4 protein-coding genes are annotated in these 23,159 nt (G+C 34.9%); all 4 read right to left on the reverse strand.

Translation table 11 applies throughout. The annotated features are described in order from the left end of the window. Positions 1-22: 22 nt before the first annotated feature. Positions 23-6,250, reverse strand: a complete 6,228-nt coding sequence (locus AC1RRQ_RS07375) for an amino acid adenylation domain-containing protein (RefSeq protein ID WP_493022366.1) — start codon at positions 6,248-6,250, stop codon at positions 23-25. Between the two features lie 74 nt (positions 6,251-6,324). After that, positions 6,325-7,314 carry a TauD/TfdA family dioxygenase gene (locus tag AC1RRQ_RS07380; protein WP_493022367.1) on the reverse strand — a complete coding sequence of 330 codons (990 nt, stop codon included), beginning with the start codon at positions 7,312-7,314 and terminating at the stop codon, positions 6,325-6,327. A 59-nt stretch (positions 7,315-7,373) separates the two neighbouring features. Then, positions 7,374-12,095: an amino acid adenylation domain-containing protein gene (locus AC1RRQ_RS07385; protein WP_493022368.1), complete on the reverse strand. Its 4,722-nt coding sequence runs from the start codon at positions 12,093-12,095 to the stop codon at positions 7,374-7,376. Positions 12,096-12,133: 38 nt separating this feature from the next. Further along, positions 12,134-23,125, reverse strand: coding sequence for a hybrid non-ribosomal peptide synthetase/type I polyketide synthase (locus AC1RRQ_RS07390; protein WP_493022369.1), 10,992 nt, complete (start codon positions 23,123-23,125; stop codon positions 12,134-12,136). Positions 23,126-23,159: the final 34 nt, after the last annotated feature.

Genomic DNA, 23,159 nt, shown 5'->3' on the forward strand with positions numbered 1-23,159 from the left:
TAATTTGATGGTTTGTTTGGTTTTATAAAAGATCTAAGATTTCATCTATTTCATTCGAGATATTTGAATTCTCTACAAGGCTGCTGTCTTCTTCTTTACTGGTTTTAAGATACTTAGCCAATTCGTAAACATTAGGATATTCAAATAATGTTACCACTTTCAGGTCAACATTCATTTCCTTATTGATGATATGAAGCAGCTTGATTATTTTTAATGAATTAGCGCCCAAATCGAAGAAATTATCGTGGATACTAATTTTATCCTGATCCTTATCCAGATTTTGAGAAAGGATTTCTATCAATTTCTGCTCTTGGGAATCTCTCGGCGCTAAGTAGTCAACACCACTAGAGATTTGGTTTTCCTGCATAGACAACAATAATTTTCTTTCTACTTTTCCGCTGGATGATAAAGGGAATTTTTCCAGCTGCACATATATAGAAGGGATCATATAGTTTGGAAGTACCGTAACCAGAAAAGACTTAATATCATTTGATTTCAGCTCTTTGTCAGAAATCATAAAGACAACAATTTCTTTTTCTGTAGTTTCATTTTCTTTTACTAATACTACAGCTTCCTTGACATCTTCATAACTCAATATGGCATTTTCAATTTCTCCAAGCTCAATTCTATGTCCCCTTATTTTGACTTGATTGTCTTTTCTGCCAATAAATTCAATTGTTCCGTCAGCAAGCCATCTTGCCATATCGCCTGTCTTGTATAATTTACCGTCGTTATATGGATTTGTAATAAACTTTTCCTGAGTAAGCAAAGCCTGATTTTTATAGCCAATTGCTACACCATCGCCTCCAATACATAATTCACCTACCACTCCAACAGGAAGCAGTTTATTATTTGAATTCAATATATAAATGCTTTCGTTTAATAATGGTTTTCCAATACTAAGGTGTGTACTTTTCTTTATTTCCAAGCTCGTACTCCAGATTGTGGTTTCTGTAGGCCCATAAACATTAAATGTGTCAAAATGTTCCTTTTTTAAGGTTTCATACATCGATTGGTGCATGGCCTCACCTCCTACTAACAATACCTTCATACTTGCCGGAAAAGTAATATTGGCTGCAAATAATTGCGACAATCTTGATGGAGTAAGCTGCAATATCTCCAGTTTTTCTTCTGTAAGATATTGTATGAAACTATCCAGGTCTATTAATCTGTTTTCTGAAAACAAATGCAGTTCTTTACCTGTACACAAACCTCCTAAAATTTCAAGTATCGAAATATCGAACGTAAAATTTGTAGTTAATCCAAGTCTTTGGTATCTGAAAAAATTAAATCTTTCGTTGAAATTTTCAATAAAAGAAACCAGATTTCTATTCGAAACCATAACTCCTTTAGGATTGCCTGTAGTTCCTGATGTATATATCGTATACAATAAACTTTCCGGTGTTGTTTTTGGGCGTTTCTTTCCTTGAAATTGCTCCGGACCAGCGTTATTGAATTCTTCGATTACATTTTGATCTATACAGATTGTACAACCGCTGTCTTCTTTTATATATATTTTTCTTCCTTCCGGGAAAGAAGGAGATACCGGAACATAAGCACATCCCATTTTCAAAACGGCAATCATGGCAATTATCAGCCACTCTGTTCTTTCTAATTCTATGGCAATTACATCTCCTTCGCTGTTGTTATAATTGACAGTCAAATACTCCGATAACTGGTCTGATAGTTTATCCAGTTCTTTATAGGTTATGCTTTTTCCATCAAACACAATGGCTTTTGCATCTGACTGTGAGAAAACCTGATTTCTGAACAAATCCAAAAGAGACGCCTCTTTATTATAATCCCATGAAGTATTGTTGAATTCTTTTAATAATATATGCTGCTCATTAGATGAAATGTATGGCACTTCTTTAATATCCAGCTCAGGAGATTTCAATAAATTGGCTGCCAGATAATTGAAATTTCGTATTAGATTTTCTATTAAAGACTGATCGTAAACATCGGTATTATAATTTATGCTTACCGAAAGTGTATCACCAAGATCAAAAACAGATATGTCAAGGTCAAATTTGGTATAGCTGTATCCATTATTTGCAATCTCATCTGTTTCTACAATCTGGAAATTATTGGCTTTTAAATCCTGTAATGTAAACATGACATCAAAAACAGCATTTCGGCTTATATCCTGTTTTAGGTTTAAATCTTCCACTAAAAGATCATAAGGATAGGCCTGATTTTTAAATACCTCCAAAGTCGTCGCTTTTACCTTGTCAAAAAACATTTCAAATGAATCTTCAGCCTGTATTTTATTTCTTAAAACCAATGTATTCAGATAAAACCCTATCTGGTTTTCTAAATCTTTATGATCTCTGCAGGATACCGGACTTCCAATAATAATATCATCTCCCGAAGTATATTTGGAAAGAAGGACATTCCATATAGATAATAATCCCATAAATAAACTTCCTCCTTTTTCATCGCAGAATTTCTTCAAATCAGCAGATAAATCCTTTGCCAGATACATCGATAAAGTCTGTCCGTTATACGTTTTACGTTTAGGACGGTTAGAGATATTTGTCAAATCAATTTTAGGAAGCTCTCCCGATAAACTATCCAGCCAGAAATTCTTTTGGCCTATCAGCGAATCTGTTGTAAGCTGTTTGGTTTTCCATTCAGAATAATCTTTATACTGGATTTTCAATTCCGGTAATTTTGGTTCTTCTCCTTTTTGATACGCTTCATACGCTTCAAAAACTTCTTTTTCCAAAATTTTCATAGACCAGGCATCTCCAACAATATGATGCAGGTTATAATAAAACACATATTTGTCTTCTGCCAGACAAAACAAAGCTCCTCTTAGTAAAGGTCCATTGGTTAAATCGAATGGTTTTCTGGTATCCTCTTCAATGTATTTCGCAACGCTTAGTTGTTGTTCTGAATCTGATGTAAAATCATGATATTCTAAATGAAATTGTATTTGATCGACAGGCAGTACTTGCTGGTATAAAAACCCATTTTCATTTAAATGATAAACAGTTCTTAAGATTTCATGTCTTTTTATACAATTTTGTATTGCCTTTTCTAAAAATGCTGCGTTGTAAACGCCGTATAAGGTTAAATATTCCGGCATATTGTAGGCAATCGAACTTTCTTCAAACTGGCTCAGCATCCAAATTCTTCTCTGTCCGTCTGAGGCTAAATGCTCCTGACCCACTGCTTTTTCTATAGGTTGATAAGCTGACTTTGCAGCATTTTCTATAAGTTTTGCATGAGATTCTAAAGTCGTATTATTAAAAAGCTCTTTTAGGGAAAGTTTTACCCCAAACTTTTTGTGATACTCATTTATTAATCGAATGGCTTTTAAACTTTGTCCGCCCAGAATAAAGAAATCATCATAAACTCCAATTTCATCCTTTTTTAATATTTCGGACCAAATCGCGGCTAAATTCAATTCTACCTCATTTCTTGGAGCAAGGAATTCTGATCCATAATTTGCTTCTTCCAGATTAAGCTGGATTAATTGTTTTTTATCCACTTTACCATTATTGGTTAATGGAATTTCTTTTAGTTGAAAAAAATGATTCGGAACCATATATTCTGGTAACTGATCAGATAAATAATTTCTCAGGTCTAAAGCGTCTAATGCTTCTTCGCTGACCACAAAAGCCAATATCTGCTTGTCATTTTCATCTTTATCCGCAACCAAAACTGCTGCTTGTTGTACATGGTCGTGAGTCAGGATCTTTCTTTCTATTTCATCCAATTCAATCCTGTAACCTCTTATTTTTACCTGATTGTCTTTTCTTCCAGAATATTCCAGATTCCCGTTAGGAAGCCATCTTCCTAAATCCCCGGTTTTATAAGCACGTTTTCCGGTATTTAAATAATTATCTATGAATTTTTCGGCATTCAATTCCGGTCTGTTATTATACCCAATAGATATACTGTCGCCCAGAATTATCATTTCTCCCAGCACACCAATAGAACAATAATTATCCTCATTGTCAACAATCAATATTTGTGTATTTGCAATAGGCTTACCAATAAGTACGCTGGTTTCTTCTGCCGTAACTTCTTTAACTACACATCCTACAGTAGCTTCTGTTGGTCCGTATTCGTTGTAAATTTTAATCTCACTATTGATGTCTTTCAGAATTTTAATCTGATTTTTGGTAAGATGCTCCCCGCCGCAGATTACTATTTTAATGGCAGTTGCTTTTATATCAAGCTCTTTTAAAAGAGAAACATGCGATGGCGTAATTTTTAAAGTGTCGATTTCAGGATTATGGAAACTTTCTTTTAATAAGGCTGCGATGTCTTTTTTGGCGCTTCCAATCCATATTTTCTTTCCTCTGGTAAGGCTGGTGAAAATAGAAGTAACAGTCAAGTCGAAAGATACAGAAGTGATTAATGCCCAATTTCCAACATTCTCATCCTCAAAATAATATTCGTTTGCCCATGAAATATAATTGAGTATATTTTTTTGCGTAATAAAACATCCTTTTGGATTTCCTGTAGAACCTGATGTATAGATACAATACACAATATCATCCGGATTTGATTCCAAAGTTATTGGACTTGCATTTCCGGTATAAATTTCTTCTGATGAAGGATTACATACAGCTACATCCTGAAAATCAGAGCTGTTATATTCTTTATCTGTTATTAAAAGTTTTGTTTTACTGTCTTTTAATATAAACTGCATTCTTTCTTCAGGGTAATTATGATCAATTGGAACATAAAAAGCTCCTGCTTTAAGAATCCCGAGTACAGTTACTATAAAATTTTCAGAAGGTTCCGTTAATATGCATATCGCGTCCCCTTTCGTAACACCATGCGTATCTATAAGATAATGAGCAAACTGAGTTGCTTTAGTATCAAGTTCTTTATAATTTATTATAGATTCTCCTTCTATCAGGGCAATATTTTCAGGTGATTGCAAAGCCTGATTTTCAAATAATTTTATAAGACTTTCTGACTTTAAAAACGTTTGATTTGTCTCATTTAATTTGTTGATAAAGGCAATCTCCTCGTAACTCGGTATGGATTTATTTTCATCGATAACAGTTGTTTCTCCAAAGAAAGCATTCAACTGTGAAGAAATAATGCGTATGGTTTCCGGTGAAAATTTTGCAGCATCATAATACAATTCAACCGAAAGTCTGTCTCCGTAATCAACACAGCTTAGTTTGATTTCGAAGTGGTCCTGTATTGAATAAGCGTTGGAAATTTTAAGATCTTTTCCGTAAAAAACTTCCTGAATGTCGATAAATTCGAAGCAGGCATGAAAAACCTGCTCCGATTGTTTATCATTTTGTTCTGTATTCAACAAGAAGTAATCCGACCAAAGATTTACTCTTTCCAGTTCACTTTTTAAGTAATTCACTTTTTCCTCGACTGATTCACCCAAAAATTGTCTGCTGTTTAATGGAATCAATTTGTTGATTGCACCCAGCGTATAATCTAAATCAGCATAATTTCTTTTTAGCGGATAATAGCCAATAGTGATTTCATTTTCTGTAAATAACTGCAGATAGGTTACAAAATTAAGCAGCAGCATATCCGATAAAGAAATTCCCTTTTTTTCGCATAAAGCTTTAGCTGTTTTATAATTATCATTTGTAATAGCCGCAATGCTTTTGCGTTCCGGCTTAAAACCATTTTGTGATGGTTCGCTAAAAGGAACTATTTTATTATTGATTTGCGGATGATACGAATTCCAGAAGTTTACTGCCTCCTCATCAGATTCTGAAACTAAAGAATTGTTCCATTCACAGTAATCAGAATATACAATTCTTTCCTGCTGGTTTGATTCATATACCTCCAGGTTTTCAAGCGCTTTTCCCAGTTCTTCACAAAACAACAAACTACTATATGTGTCGCCCCATATCGCATAATATCTAACAAGCAGCGATTTTATTTTTCCTGATTTTTTCAAAGCATGAAAACGGATAGGCGCATCAATAGAAGCATCATAGTTATGGTTCACTGGATTTTCAGCATTCTCATTCCAGTCAGATTCCTCCAATACTAAAGTAGCAGCGTTTATCGAAATCTGGAGAGAGTGCTCTTCATTTCCTTCTTTGTTTAATCTTAAAGACAGTACTTCATGCTTTTTTATTACTGCCTTAATTGCCAAAAGCAATTCCTCAGATGATAAATCTTTATCAAAATCAATTGTTAATTGGCTGTAGAAATTATATAAGTGAACGTTAGCTGCCTTTAGTATTTTCTTTTGATTATAAGAAATAGGTATTGAAAGAGCGCTTTCTATAATATTTGAACTCATAATTTAGATGCTTGATTATTATTTATTGAGATATGTTGCTGCTGTCTAAGCAGTAATTATGGTGAGGTCTTTTGTTAAGATATCGATACGATTATTTTTCTGTCTCCTTTGTATGGATTACGTCCGTGTGACATTAACATATTGTCCAGAAAAAGAACATCGCCTTTTTCCCAAGGGAATTCTACGATTGCCTTTTGATACGCTTCTTTTATGTTTTCAATTTCTTCTTTAGAAATTTCGCTTCCGTCTCCATAATAGGTGTTGTTTGGAAGTTCATCATCAGAGCTTATAAAATCAAGCAGGTCTTCGCTGAAAGAATATTTGTTGAAAAACATCGCGTGGTTAAACCATACCAATTCGCCTGTTACAGGATGCTCCCAGATTGCTTTTTTCTTCCAGCTTAATTCTAAATGCGTATCGCTGATCCATTTAAAATCCATTCCGTTTTTGATACAATCTTCTTCTACTTCTTTTTTATCAGAAGTCTGGAAAACCTCTTCCCATGACATTCCTAAAAGACCTGTTAGATTTCTTTTGTAAATAACTCCTGTAGTCTTGAACTTTTCTAAAATGTCCTGTCTGATGTTTTTAAGAATCAATCTGTTATCTGCAATAGGCGTTTCTCCTCTGTAGGCTGCAGGAATAACACAGCAGAAAATTATTTTTGAAGGATGACTCGGCGCATACGAACTTTCGCTGTGCATGTTGATGCTTTCGTCTTCCGGATAAGTTGTAGAAACATACACATTTTCGGTGATCTCATAACGAGGTGATGATCTCAGCGTATAGGCAAGAGATTCTTTTTGAAATCCTTGTGTTACTTCTTTGAATTTTTCTACAGAATCAATATTAAAACCTCTGGCTAAGATGGCTCCGTATTTTCTTAAGTCTTCGTCGTATTGTTCGCGATTTTCACTTATCCATTCTGATAATTCAATAGATTCATCCTTTCTCTTAATTACTTTCGGAAACCCCAATTTATCATTTAAAATAAAAGTTTCTGTTGTTCCATTAGAATGATCTTTCTCTAACGTGTTTTCAAAATTTTGCAATTTGTTTTCCATGGTTTCAATTTTTTAAGTATCGCTATTAGATTTTAATGTGTTGCTGCGTAAACCGCTTATTAGATTTGTTTTAAAAGCTTAAGTTTCTGAAGGTTTTTAAGGTTTTTCTCTTTTGCCATTTCTGATTTATAATCAAGGCCGGCAATACTTTCTGCTGGGTTTTCTAAAAGTTTATGGAGTATTATTTTATAGCTTCCCATTACTTCTTCTATTGCCTTTTTGGTGTAGATATCTGTATTGAAATTAATATCAAAATACAGCAGCTCTCCGTACTCATAGAAGTTAATCAGGATGTCCAGTTTTGACTTGGCTGCACCATAATCTATAATTTTGTCTGTATATTTTATGCCTTCCCACTTTTGGTTTTCATCAGCGATATGGAAAGAGAACATGACATCGAAAATTTGGTTTCTTCCCAAATCGTTCTTTAACTGTAAATCCTCAACAATTCTATAAAAAGGATATAATTGATGTTCGTAATTGCTGATGGTTGATTGTTTTACTTCTTTAAACAAAGAGATAAAATCAGTATCTGGTTCTATCTGCTGTCTTAACGCTATATTGTTAATGTAACACCCTATCTGGTCTTTAAGATCCAAGTGCTCTCTTCCTGCCACCGGAGTACCCATAATAATGTCGTTTGAGTTCGTGTATTTGTGAAACAGAATGTACCAGGCGGTTAAGGCTCCCATGAACAAACTTCCTCCTTGATTTTTACAGAACTCTTTAAGTTTAGCACTGGTTTCGGCAGAAATATAAGTCCCCAGATTATAGCCATTATAGGTTTTTACAGCAGGTCTGGTATTTTGCGACGGCAGATTCAGTAATGGTAAATTGCCCGAAAGTTTCTTTGTCCAATAATTTTTATCTTCTGTAAACTTGGCACCGTTTTCAGACTTCAATTGCCAAACTGCATAATCTTTATACTGGATGTTGAGAACAGGCAAATCAGGCGTTGTATTTTCTATATAAGAAGTGTAAAAAGCCAGCACATCTCTTTTTAATACATCCATAGAAACCTCATCACTAATGATATGGAACATGTTATAGTAAAACAGGTAATGCTCTTCTTCTATTTGAAATAAAGCGGCTCTCAATAAAGGTCCGTTTTCTATATCGAAAGGATTAAAGGAATCTTCTGCGATATACTGTAATGCTTTGTTCGTTTTATCCGTTTCGTTTCTATAGTCAAAATAATAAACAGGAACATTTACTTCATCAACAGGTAATATCCATTGTCTGCCTTCTCCCGATTCATTTTCTTTAAAAACGGTTCTCAGGATTTCATGACGTTCTACGACTGCATTAATCGCTTTTATAAACTTTTCTGCATCATAACTGCCTTTCAATTCTACTGTAACAGGAATATTATAGGCAACTGATCTTTCTTTTACCTGACTGATATACCACAATGTTTTTTGTGCTTCTGACAGCGGATAATTGTCTGCCGGGCTGGCTTTTTCTATTTCAAGGTAATCTGCATGAACAGAAGATCTTATAATTTTTGCCTGATCCTGAAGTACCGGATTTGCAAACAAATCCTTCATTTTCAGCTTTACATTAAATTCATTGTGATATTCGTTTATAAGACGGATCAATTTTAAGCTGTTTCCTCCTAACAAATAAAAATCATCGTTAAGTCCTATATTTTCTCTTTTAAGAACTTTTTGCCATATATCAATGACTTTTTGTTCGGTTTCATTTGCAGGAGACTCGTTAACCGGTGCTGCGTCTCTCTTGGAAACTAACGGGTTATCTGCCAATTGTTTTTTATCTATTTTACCATTAGACGTTAATGGAAATTCATCTAATTGAATAAAGCTTGCCGGAACCATATACTCTGGCTGAAGTCCTTTAAAGTGATTTCGTAATGCTGCCTCATCTTCTTGTTTTGAAGAAGTGAAGTAAGCAACCAATTCTTTTTCTTTAAAATCATTTTCAATCGCCAATACCACTACTTCTTTTATGTTTTCATTTTGAAGTAAAGTATGTTCCACTTCGCCTAATTCTATACGATATCCCTGAACTTTTACCTGATTGTCTTTTCTTCCTAAAAATTTCAGGTTTCCATCGGCTGTCCAAAATGCAAGATCTCCTGTTGTGTAGACTTTCTCACCTTGTTTAAAAGGATGTGGAATAAATTTTTCGGCTGTCAAAATCGGATTATTCAGGTATCCTTGAGCTAAACCTTCGCCTGCAAGAAACAATTCTCCCGTAACTCCTATAGGAGCAAGACTTCCTTTTTTATCCAGAACATAAGCTTCCATATTGGCTATTGGTTTTCCAATGAGCACATTTTCCTCGTCTAAAGCTACTTCATGGACAATACATCCCACTGTAGCCTCAGTTGGACCATATTCGTTGTATATTTTTATATTAGGATTTAATTTCTTTAAGATTTTTACATGGGTTGTATGCAGTATATCTCCTCCCACAATAGCTTTTTCGATAGCAATGCTGTCTATTCCCAAACTGCCAATAATCGTAATATGGGCTGGTGTCAGCTTTATCGCCTTTATATCAGCTTTTACATATTGTGTTAATAGTTCTGAAATATCCTCATCTGAATCGAAAATATGCAGGCTGTCTCCTTTTATTAGAGGAAGGAACAAACTGGTTACGGTTAAATCGAATGACAGCGAAGTAAAAAGTCCGAAACTTGCTTCATCACCTTCATTAAAATAATGCGAAGCACCCCAAGTGATATAATTGGCTAATGAGAAATGCGTAATCGAAACCCCTTTAGGAGAACCCGTAGATCCCGAAGTATAGATAACATACGCCAATGTTTCTGGAGTAACAGCAACAGTATTATCAGCATCAGAAAAAGTATCTTTTTGTGCTAAAAACTGTTCTATTACAGCGGCATCAATACATAATTTAAGAGAGCTGTCTTTCTCGATATAGGCTATTTTCTCATCTGGATATGTTGGATCGATTGGCAGATAAGCGCCTCCGGATTTCAGGATACCCAAAATGGTTACTGCCAGCCATTCACTTCGGTGCAATTTTATTCCAACCAAATCATTTTTTTCCAGACCGTAATTCGCCTGTAGGAAATTAGATAATTGATTTGAAAGCTCGTTTAATTCTTTATAGGAAATCTTTTTGTCTTTATAAATAAGAGCCGTTTTGTTTCCTGAATGCTGCACTTGTTTATGAAACAAATCCAATACCGTTTCTGTTCTGTTTCTATCTGTATGAGTATGGTTGAACTCATACAAAAGTTTATTGGTTTCCTGAGCTGTAAGGTAGTTAGATGAAGCTATCGTTTCTTCGGGATTGTTTGTAAAAAGAGCCAGCAATTGTTTGTAATGCTTCATCATGGCCTCAATCATATCTCTTTGATAAACATCAGTATTATAATTGATTTCCATGTGCAGACACGTTCCAATTTCTTTTAGGCTTATTTCCAAATCAAATCTTGAAAAAATGCTTCCTTTATCTGCAAAAGAGATTGTCTGTTCTTCGCTTATCTGGTAACTTTCAATTCTTTCACTTGCATTTTGAAGTACAAATAAAACATCGATCAGGACATTTCTGCTAAGATCATTTTTTAGCTGTAAATCATCAATTAACAAGTCAAAAGGATAGGTTCTGTGTGTAAAAGAATTAATGGTAGACTCTTTTATCTTATCGTAGAATTTAATAAAAGGGTCATCAGCGTCTATTTGATTTCGCAACGCTAAGGCGTTTACATAAAATCCAATTTGGTTTTCTAAATCAATATGATCACGTCCTGCCAATAATGTTCCAATTACAATGTCTTCCTGTGCTGTGTATTTATAAATCAGCACTTTAAAAACAGATATAAGTCCCATAAATAAGCTGCCGCCTTTTTTCTGTACAAACTCTTTTATGTTTTTTGTCGTTGCTGCATCAAGATATGTTTCAAGGCTTTGACCATTACTTGTTTTAACCTTTGGTCGTATGGTATTGCTTGGGAGATTTATCGTTGGAATTTCCCCGGACAACTTCTCCATCCAAAAAGATCTGTTTTTTAGGAAACTATCTTCTTCCAGTCTGTTTTGCTGCCAAGACGAATAATCTTTGTATTGAATTCTAAGCGGCGATAATGCTGCTGTCGTATTGTTTTTAAAAGCGTTGTAATAAGCAAAAACGTCATTAGCCAATACTTGCAACGACCAGGCATCGCTGATAATATGGTGCATGTTATAATAGAAAACATAGTCGGCTTCGCCAACCTGAAGTAAAGTTGCTCTTAAAAGCGGTCCTTTTTCTAAATCAAAAAGCTTGAAAGAATCTTCGTTGATATAATGCTCAACTGAGCCTTTAATATCAGTTTCTAATCTATAATCTCTATAATCAATACTAAAATTGATGTCTTCTGCAGGTACTATTTTTTGCCATACTTCATTGTTTTTGTCTGATATAAAAACAGTACGCAACGATTCATGTCTTTTGATAACTGCCATTACCGCTTTTTTGAAACTGTCTACATCGTAATTTCCTTTTAATTCAACATGAAAAGGCATGTTATACGATTTAGAAGAATCTTCCTGCTGGCTTAAAATCCATAATCTTTTTTGCGAAGAAGAAAGACGATAGCAATTATCCTCTTTTTCTACTACCGGAATCTGATCGAATTTTGAAGCAGCTGCTGTATTTTTTAAGTAACTCTTTAAGTCTTCTTTTTTAGCTTTTAATTCCTCTAAAATACCATCCGGCAATTTTTCTCCGTTGAAATTAATTTTTAGGTTTTCTCCCTCGAGAGATATATAAACTTTTTCAGTTCTTAATTTTTCTAATAACTTTTCCACTATATTATATTTAAAGAGAATGAATACTTACTGCTTATTTAAATTAAAATCTCATTACTTGTTGTCTCATTTTTTTCTATCGAATCAAGCTTATCTAAAAATGAGGCCAATGCTCTTGCCGAGCAGTTATTGAAGAAATCCACAAGAGAAATTTCAGCTTTTAAAATCCTGTTCAATTGATTTATAAATGACATTGCTTTAAGAGAATCTCCTCCCAATTCGAAGAAGTCATCATCTAAACCAATTCCCGAATGACCAAAGAAGCTGCTAAACAATTCTAAAACCTTTCTTTCTGTCTGGGTAGCTGACTCGTCAAGATCTAATAAAATTTCTATTGCTGCGGCTACATCGGTTTCTATTTCATTGCTGAAATTCAGGTAATTGTTAAAGTCAAAACTGAACATTTCTATATTTCTGGTAGAAACAATAAAGTCTGAAACCGTTTGTCTTAATGCAGCATTGGCAATTAATCTGTGGAAAACTTCCAATCCTTCTTCTGTACTGATTCCGTGATTTAAGCTTTGTTCCTTTTCAATGTCCGACATGTTTTTTACAGCCTCTAAGGCCATACCTGTATCAGACCAGGTATCCCATCCTATACTAATGACTTCTTTTGCGGTATTGCTAAAATGCTGCGCAAATTTATTTTGGAATATACAGGCAGAAGTATAACCAACTTCTCCAAACGGAGCCGCATAAGACGAAATAGAAGAGCATAAAATCATGAAATCAAGGTTTTTATCTTTAAAGATTTCATGCAAAGCCAAAGTACCGTATACCTTTGGTGCAAATACTTTCTCATTTTCTTCAATAAGTCTGTTTTGGATAATTCCGGCATAATCAATAACTCCGGCAGTATGAATTACTCCCTGAACATTTCCAAGAATGGCTTCGGATTGAGTTATTTTAGTTCTTAAATCTTCTGTTTCAGAGATATCAGCAGAAATATAAAGTACTTCGCCTCCAAATTTTTTTAGTTTTGATGTTACTTCGGGAGTTTCTTCTTTTCTTCCAACTAAAATTAGTTTTGCATTGAAGTTTTCTATCAGATACTTTCCAAACACAAGTCCCATACCTCCAATACCTCCGGTGATTAGATAAACCGAGTCTTTTTTGATTGAAACAGGCTCTTTTTTAACAGGATTGTATTTTACTGCTTCGTAAAATTCTACCCATCTGTCACGGCCTCTCAGCGCTATTGATTTAACAGTTTTCTCCTCAAAAATCTCATGATACAGATTTGTAATAAGAGGATTATCTAAACCAGATTTAATGTCAATATCTACGTGTTTGCAATTTACATTCAGGTATTCCTTTGGTATTGTAGCAACAACTCCAATTATGGCACCTTTAACAGGATTTATCACTTCTGAAGCAGTAACAGCTGAAACGCCGCTAGATACTACCATTAGATCTATTGATTTTGAAGGGAAGAATTCACCTATGCTTTTTGCTATATACAGCAAGCTGTAATAACCTTGTTTTAGTGTAATTGCTGCGTATTCTTTACTCAGAATATTGATTTCTTCGGAAGCTGATACGCTCCATAAATGACCAATTTTATTAGGTACAAATCCTTGCTCTTTCAGGGAACGGAATAGTAATGCATAATCATGATACGATTCTGGATTTATAATGTATTCCTGATCAGATACTTTGGTAAACTCTGTTCCTTTAGAAACCTTTATTACATTTTGACTGCCTTGAATTTTCTTAATTACTTCTGAAGTTACGTTAGAAGAATCTGCAAAGAACAAGTACTTGAAATGATCTTCGATAACTGTTTCATCAGCCGTTAATCTGATCTTTTTCCAGGAAGGTTCATACGTCCATTCTGAGATGTTTTCGTTTTTCTCCATTTTTGGAATCATCGCATTATTGGTAACAATTTCGTAGACATCTTCACCAATACTGTATTTTGTTTTCTCAAACGGATACGTTGGCAGAGAGATTTTTTGTCTTTTTGCATCTGCGTGAAACTGATCCCAATCGATATTTACTCCATTTGTCCATAATTTTGCTATGCTGGATGCAAAATATTTTTTATCCTCTTCCTCTTCTTTCGGATGTCTCAAGACATTTATAGAAATACTTTTTTGCTGATGCTGACGAACAAAATTGCTTAATGTTTTTCCTGGTCCGACTTCTATAAAAATTAGATTGTCCTGCTGCATCATATCTTGTAATGCTGCCGAGAAATTCACTGTTTTTAAAATATGATCTGACCAATACTCCGGATTCTCAAGATCAGAAGGCAGAATTGGCTTACCAGTAAGATTCGAATAATATTGAACAGCCGGAGTTCCTATTGTAATTTCTGATACTTTTTGAGTGTACTCTTTTAAGACTGGACGCATCATTTCAGAGTGAAATGCATGTGATGTTTTCAGTTTCTGAGATTTGATTCCGTTCTGTTCAAAATAATCATACAATTCTGAAATTACATTATCTTCTCCTGATAATACACAGCTTTCCGGCGTATTTACAGCTGCAATGCTTACTCCTTTTCTTAGGTGTTCTGTTACTTTGGCTGCAGGAAGATCAACGCTTAACATAGATCCTTTTGGCAGCTGCTGAATAATTTTCCCTCTATGAATAACCAGAGAAAGTGCGTCTTCTAATGTTAAAACACCGCTTATACAAGCTGCAGTATATTCGCCAATACTATGTCCTATTAATATATCCGGTTTTACGCCATAATGGTTAAGCAAGCGTGTTAAAGCATATTCAATTGAAAATAATAAAGGCTGTGCATATTGCGTCTGATTGATTATATCTTTCCCTTCTTCTGAATCTGGGAATAATACATTCTTATAGGATTCTCCGGTTATTTTTTCCATAGTATCCAAGCAGGAATCCATTTCTTTTCTAAAAATAAATTCATCTTCATAAAGACCTTTAGCCATGTTTATGTATTGCGTTCCCTGACCAGGATACATAAACACCAATTTCTGAGAAGATTTGGCTTTAGCCTTATGAATGTTTTTCTTAATGGTACTTTGTATTTTATCCGCCAAAGTTTCACTTTCATCGCTTACTAAAGCAGCTCTGAAATCGAATTGGCTTCTTCCTTTTTGGAGCGTCCACGACAAATCTTCAACAGAAACATCCTGATTTTTATTCAGAAAAGAAACCAGATTACTTAATTGATTGTCCAGTGCTTTTTCTGTTTTTGCAGACAATACAATTATGTCATTCTTGTTTTTCTTCTGGCTGTTATGAACCACTGGAGGTTCTTGTAAAATAACGTGGGCATTCGTTCCGCCAATACCAAATGAGCTGACACCAGCTTTTAAGACTGAAGATTCCGATTCCCATGATTTTAGCGCTGTACTTACATAAAAAGGAGTGTTTTCGAAATTGATATTCGGATTCAACTCATTAAAATGCAATGATGGAACCAGTTTTTTGTTTTTTAAACAAAGTGCCGTTTTTATAAATCCTGCAATTCCGGCTGCAGCATCAAGATGTCCGATATTACTTTTTACAGAACCTAATGCACAATACTTGTTTTCACTGAAGCCAAAAATCTGGCTTAATGCTTCTACTTCAATAGGATCGCCTAATTTGGTTGCTGTACCATGTGCTTCTACATAACTAATTTCATCAGGCTGAACTCCGGCTCTTCTTTGAGCCATTTTGATTACTTCTATCTGTCCGTCGACACTTGGTGCTGTAAAACCTACTTTTCTGTTACCGTCGTTGTTAATGGCGCTTCCTTTGATTACCGATATAATATTATCGCCATCTTTAAGAGCATCACTCAATTTTTTCAAGACCACTACACCAGCTCCTTCTCCATTCACTGTTCCGCTTGCGCTGCTGTCAAATGTTCTGTTATGTCCGTCCTGAGACATGATCATTCCATCCTGATATAAATAGCCTTCTTTTTTAATCGAGTTAATCGAAACTCCTCCGGCTAGGGCTACTGTACAATTTCCGGATAATAAACTTGTACACGCCTGATGAATGGCTACCAAAGAGGTTGAACATGCCGTATTAATAGCATTAACTCCTCCTTTTAGATTAAGTTTATGCGCTATCAAAGACGAAGCAAAATCTTTATCTCTTAAATAAGCCGCCGTATATTCGTCAATCTTGTTATTAGTCAGCATACTGAATGCCTGCCAGTTTACGTTGGTTCTTGCTCCGGTAAACAAGCCTATTAGTCCTTTATAGCGAAACGGGTCACAAGCGGCATCTTCTAAAGCTGTCCAGACAACTTCATGCAGAATACGGGTTTGCGGATCCATTAATTTAGCTTCGTCTGGTAAATACCCGAAAAAGGAAGCGTCAAAAAATTCGCGGTTTTCCATATAAGAATTAGCGCGGACATAATTTTTATTCTTCAACAGCAGTTTTGAAACTCCTGTGGCTTTTAATTCTTCCTCGCTGAAATGACTTATAGATTCAGTTCCGTTTTGAAGGTTTTCCCAAAAATCATCAATGTTATTTGCTCCTGGAATCTTAACCGCCATTCCGATTACGGCAATATCTGAATTCTGGCTTCCGTTTTGATTATAACTGGTGTCTAACGTGTTTATTTCTTCATCTGAAATCACGTTCTTTTGTTTTTCTTCTAAGAAGAATTCTACCTGCAAGCGAATTGTTGGATTTTGAAACAAAGCAGCTACAGCAACTTCTTTTTTGAATTCTTTCCTGATTTCATTCCTCAACTTCATTATCGTAATCGAATTACCTCCTAATTCAAAAAAGGCATTGTCTATCCCTATCTGACCAGCATTTAAATTCAGGATTGTTCCCCAAATCGCTACTAGTTTATTTTCGATATCATTTCGGGGAGCAGTATAATTTGCTCCGGACGCTATTGATTTTTCTTCCGGTAACGGAAGTTGTTTACGATCTACTTTACCGCTGGTGGTTAATGGAAAGGCATCCATTTGTATAATATGCAGAGGAATCATGTGTTCAGACAGGTATTCTCGTAAAAACACTTTTAATTCCTGAACCTGAATTTCTTTTTGAGAAATTACATAGGCTGCCAATTCCAGCTCTTTTCCTTCTGCTTTAATGGCACGCACTAAAGCTGATGTTACGCCAGCATATTTTTGTAATGCATTTTCTATTTCTCCAAGTTCTATTCTATATCCTCTAATCTTTATCTGATCGTCTTTTCTGCCCAGAAAAGCGATGTTTCCGTTTGAAAGTCTTTTTCCTAAATCTCCGGTTTTGTATAACTTCTCTCCTTTCTTAAATGGATTATCGATAAATTTCTCAGCTGTTAAATCGTCTTTGTTAAGATATCCGTTTGATACTCCAAGACCGCTTATGCCTATTTCTCCAATTACGCCTTGAGGCTGCAGGTAATTATAGCTGTCCAATATGTAAATACTTTCGTCTACTAATGGTGAACCAATGCTTAATCCTTCACTTTCTTTAACATTTAATGAGCTTGACCAAATAGTAGTTTCTGTTGGTCCGTATACATTTATGGATTCAAAATGTTCTGACTTTAATCGGTTATACATGGCTTCATCCATGGCTTCTCCGCCTACCAGTAATAATTTTAAATTATTTGGGAAAGGGATGCCGGTTTCATACAGCTGCATTAATCTGGAAGGTGTCATTTGTATGATTTCAATTTCTCCAGAAGCAATAGTATTCATCAATCGGTCCGGATCTATTAAGTCTTCACTTGAAAACAAAAACAATTCTTTGCCTGTTCCTAAACCTCCTAAAATTTCAAGAATAGAAATATCAAAAGTGATATTGGTAGTGGCACCGATTCTTGTAAGGCCAAAGAACCCAAATCTTGTTTCGAAATTATCCAGAAAAGAAACCAGATTAGCATGGGTTACTTTTACTCCTTTAGGATTACCTGTTGTTCCTGAAGTATAAATGATATACAGCAAATTATCAGGACTTATTGCAGCAGATACATTTTGAACTGCGTAATTGTTCTTTTGAGGAATAAACGCTTCAATATGCGTATTCTCAATACATAATTTATAATTACTGTCTTCTTTAATGTATTGTTTTCTGCTTTCCGGAAACTTTGCATCTATTGGAATGTAGGCCGCACCAAGTTTTATTACAGCCAGCATAGAAACAATCAGCCATTCGCTTCTTTCCACCATAATCCCTACAAGATCGTTTTCCTGTACGTTATGGTTTTCTTTTAGATAAGCGGCGAATTGATTAACAAGCTGGTTCAGTTCCAGATAAGTAAATGTTTTTCCTTCGAAAATCAGAGCCGTATCGGCTGGTTTTTTTTGAACCTGATCGTTAAATACGTCGACAAATGTTCCTGAATATGCAACACCTTCTGTTTTATTTGTTGTCTGAAGCAATAACGTTCTTTCATCTTCCGTAAGGATAGTACTCGTGTCCATTTTACGATCAGAAAAATCAAGATATTGATTTAATATATTTTCTACATAATTATGCAGTCTTTCCAGAGATACGTCAACCGTAAGTTTCTTTCTTAATCTGTAATCAAAAGACAATACACCGCCAGTAGCACTTAATGTTAAATCTAATGCTGTATTGGTTGCTTCGTAAGATTGATCACTCGAAAAACTATGCTCTGTATTTTGACTTGCAATGGCATCATAGACGTGAAAATCTATATAATCGAAAATCACATCAAAAAATGGATTTTCGTTATTGGAACGGTCGTCGGCATTTTTTGATATTTCAAATAATGTCAATCGTTCGTGCTCCTTCAAATTAATTTGTTCTTGTTCTAAAGCCGAGAAGTACTCATTCCATGAAGTAGTTTTATACTTTTCGAAATTAATTCGTATTGGAAGTGTGTTTAGGAAACAACCCAGGATTTTATCCCCGTCTTCAACAATTGGTCTGTTGTTGGATACCAGCCCCAATACAATATCGTCGTCGTAAGTAAGCATTTTTAGTGCAAGCGCATAAGCCCCAAACAGAACGGTTTTAAGCGTTAATCCGTCTTTTTTTGTTTTCTCTCTTAGGTCTTTTAAAAGTGCTTTATCATAGATTTTTCTGTAATGATCCGGTGAATATACATCAGAAAAAATAGCCAGTCTTTTGTAATCTGACAATTCCTGATTCCAGAAAGCGATAGATTTCTCATTATCCTTCTCTGCAATTTCCTGTATTACAGATTCTTTATAATCATAAGCCAGTTTTTCTGGTTTATAATCATTTTCTTTTTGAAGTTTACCGTAAATCTCAAATAACTCTGTATTGAATGAGGCCACACTCCATCCATCTAAAATAGAATGATGAAACTGAAACAGGAATATATCTGTAGTTTTGTTTAGATTGAAAATCGTACATCTCCACAAAGGTGCTTTAGAGAAATCAAACGAACGGTTTCTTTCTTTTAAAATGTATTCTGTTATCTTGTTTTGCTGAGACTCATTTTCAACAGCGGTAATATCCTGAACATCTATTTCAAAATCGATTGTTTTATAGATAATTTGAAATTGCTCTTCGAAAGTTTCCAAATCAAAAGCCGTTCTCAATATAGCATGTTTTTCTATCATGAGAGCCAGCGATTTGTTAAGGCGGTCAATATCTGCCTTTGGTATTTGGTACACAAACTGATCGTGGTAAATTGCTTTTTCCGGATTCATTACAGAAGAAAATACCATACCTTTTTGTATATCGCTCATAGGATATACTTCTTCTACTGCTTCCGGATTTGCAATTACTTCCAAAACAGTATCCCTAAGATTCTCAATGTGTTTTTTAGTTCTTAAATACCTTTCAATAGTGAAATTATTGTTTTGTTCTGCTTCAATTGCAATAGCCAAATCTGCAATAGACTGGTTTTTATACAATTGATCTACACGAAGACTTGTGTTCAATGCTTTGTTGATTGCACTGATTAATCGGATGGAAACAATGGAATCTCCTCCCATCTGGAAGAAATTATCATACACTCCTATTTTTTCGATTTTCAAGGTAGACTGCCAAACTGCAGTTAATGCTTCTTCAGTTTTGTTTCTTGGAGCAATATATTCCTGGGTTAAAATTTGTCCAAAATCAGGTTCCGGAAGCTTTGCTCTGTCTACTTTTCCGTTTGACGTTGTCGGCATTTCGGGTACCGGAATAATCAACGAAGGAATCATATAATCCGGTAGATTTGCCCTTAAGTAATCTAATAAGGCACTTTCTTTATATTCTTCACCTGCAAGTATATAACCAATCAAATTTTGGTTTTCAAATTTGTCTTTTTTGATTAATACGACACATTGTTTTACAAGGCCTGATTGTTCCAGAACAGATTCTATTTCTCCAATTTCAACTCTGTTTCCTCTTATTTTTACCTGATTATCAATTCTTCCTATATATTCTATATTGCCATCTGGCAGCCAGCAGGCTAAATCTCCTGTTCTGTAAAGTCTTTCTCCTTTTTTAAATGGACTTGCAATAAATTTTTCCTGATTTAATTCAGGACGGTTCATATAACCCTGCGCCACCTGTACACCGCCAATGATAAGTTCTCCGGCAACACCTATAGGCTGCAGTCTCAATTCTTCATTTGTAATGTATATAGAAGTGTTGGCTACAGGCGCTCCTATTGATACCCTGTTTATGGTATCCTGTTCCGTAAGATCTATTGCCGTTACATCGATAGCCGCTTCGGTTGGGCCATAATAATTGTGGATTTTTACCTGCGGCAGTTTCTCTTTGAATTCTTTTACAACAGCCACAGGCAGACTTTCACCGCTGCATACTACATGTTTTAAAGAGCGGCATTTATCTGAATCTACATCTAAAAGAAATACGCCAAGCATAGAAGGCACAAAATGCAGCAGACTTACCTTATTTTCTTCGATCAGGTTCTGCAGGTATACAGGATCTTTATGGCCCTCTGGTTTAGAAAAAACCAATTTGCATCCGGTAACTAAAGGCATGATAAGTTCCCAAACAGAAACGTCAAAAGTATAAGGTGTTTTTTGTAATATAACTTCGCTTTGAGTGATGTTTAAATCGTCTTTCATCCACATCAAACGGTTAAATAATCCCGCATGACTGTTCATCACTCCTTTTGGAATACCTGTAGACCCTGAAGTAAAAATTACATAGGCCAAGTCATCCATGCTTAAAACAGGTTCCTGAAAAAATCCGGAATACGTATCTTGGTATTTCTGAAATGCTTTTAACTCCTCCTCATCAATACATACAGCATACTTGCTGTCTTCTTTTATGTACTCAATTCTTTTCTCCGGATAATCAGGATCAATTGGCACATAAGCTTTACCCATTCTTAATATGGCCAATATAGATACCAGCATCCATTCGCTTCTGTAGAGCTTAACTGCTATTATTTGTTTGGATTCTAAATCATAATTAGCAGAAAGATAGTTGGCCAGCTGACCTGACAATTGATCTAATTCTCTAAATGTTAATTCTTTATTTTCAAAAACAACCGCTATATTATCTGGATTTTCTTTTAGCTGCTGTTTAAACAGATCAATAACTGTTTGATTTTCCGGATAATCTGTCTTGGTACCGTTAAATACTTCTAAAATCTGTTTTTTCTCTTGTTCTAACAGAAAAGCAACAGTTCCAATTTCCTTTTCAGGTTCAGCCAGTACGTTTTCCAATAGGTTAATATAGTGCGTGATCAGGTTAGAAACCATCTCTTTCTCATATACCTCTGTGTTGTAAATAATTTCAAAAAACAACTCATTAGCTGTGTTGTAAAAAATTATTTCAATATCTAATTTTGCAGGCCTGTTACCGCGATCTGCTATAGCATTATCTTTTGACAGGTTAAGTTTTACAGCGCTTGATTCCTGAAGCACAAGCAATACATCAAATAATTTATTTCTGCTGGTATCTGTAGTAATTTGTAATTCTTCTAATAAAACATCAAAAGGATATTCCTGATAGTTATAAGCTTCTAACGTAGATTCCTTGATGCTGTTTAAGAAACCAACAAAGCTTTTTTGTGAATCTATCTTATTTTTAAAAAGTATTGTATTCACATAAAAACCTATCTGATCTCTTAAATCAGTATGATATCTTCCTGATACCGGAGAACCAATTATGATTTCTCTTTGAGAAGTATAACGATGCAGCATTATATTCCAGCTGGCCAGCAGTCCCATAAAAAGGGTGGCATCTTGTTCCTGGCATATTTTTTTAAGTTTTTCTGCCAAAGAAGATGGAATTTCCGCTCCCAGACAATGTCCGGAATGTCCCATTAAATTTGGACGTACTTTTTTTGATGGCAGGTTTAATATGCTGTTTTCACCCGAAAACTTATTTTTCCAGTATTCTTGATGAGGAGCAAAAACGCCTTCTTCCAGTTTTTTCTTCTGCCAGGCTGCATATTCTTTGTATTGAATTGCCAGCTCCTTCAAAACGGGTTTATTTCCGTTTTTATAAGCATCATGACATTCTAAAATTTCTTTTATAAGGATATTCAGCGATTCTCCATCACTAATAATATGATGCATATTGAAGTAAAATACAAAATCAAGATCAGAAATTTGTAGTATAGATACTCTCAATAACGGTCCGTTTTCTAAATCAAAATGACTGTAAGAATCCTTTTTAATATAATCCTGAACCTTCAAATCTTTATTTTCTTCTTTACGGAAATCTATAACTGCGACATTAAATTCCAGCTCGTCTCTTGAAAGAACCTTTTGTCTTATTTCATCCGAAGCAGTCTGGATAAATACAGTTCTCAAAACTTCATGTCTGTCTACAACTGTTTCTACCGCTTTTTTAAGGCTTTCAATATGATACTCACTGCCCAGTCTTGTATGAAAAGGCATATTGTAGGCTATTGACGCTTCTGAAAACTGACTCAGAATCCATATTCTTTTTTGAGAAGAAGAAACAGCATAATCGTCTTGTGGCTGCAATTGAAGAATATCACTATGGCTGTTTTTTCTAGAGATGCCTTTTAAATACTCAATTATAGCCTCTTTATGGGCCTTCACTAAGTTTATATCGTCAGCATCTATTTCCAAATCATTGATTTGATGCATTTCCAGATTCTCTTCCGAATAATTCAGTACAATTCCTTTAGTTCTAAGTTCCTTAAGTAAAATTTGAATGTTGGTCATTTTTAAATAGTTTTAAAAGGCTGTAAAAGCTATA

The sequence above is a fragment of the Flavobacterium sp. GW821-FHT12A05 genome (assembly GCF_058807735.1).

What these genes read in the sequence shown, in the direction of transcription:
- AC1RRQ_RS07375 (WP_493022366.1), bottom strand. Translation starts at nt 6,250, where the DNA reads ATGAGTTCAAATATTATAGAAAGCGCTCTTTCAATACCTATTTCTTAT.
- AC1RRQ_RS07380 (WP_493022367.1), bottom strand. Translation starts at nt 7,314, where the DNA reads ATGGAAAACAAATTGCAAAATTTTGAAAACACGTTAGAGAAAGATCAT.
- AC1RRQ_RS07390 (WP_493022369.1), bottom strand. Translation starts at nt 23,125, where the DNA reads ATGACCAACATTCAAATTTTACTTAAGGAACTTAGAACTAAAGGAATT.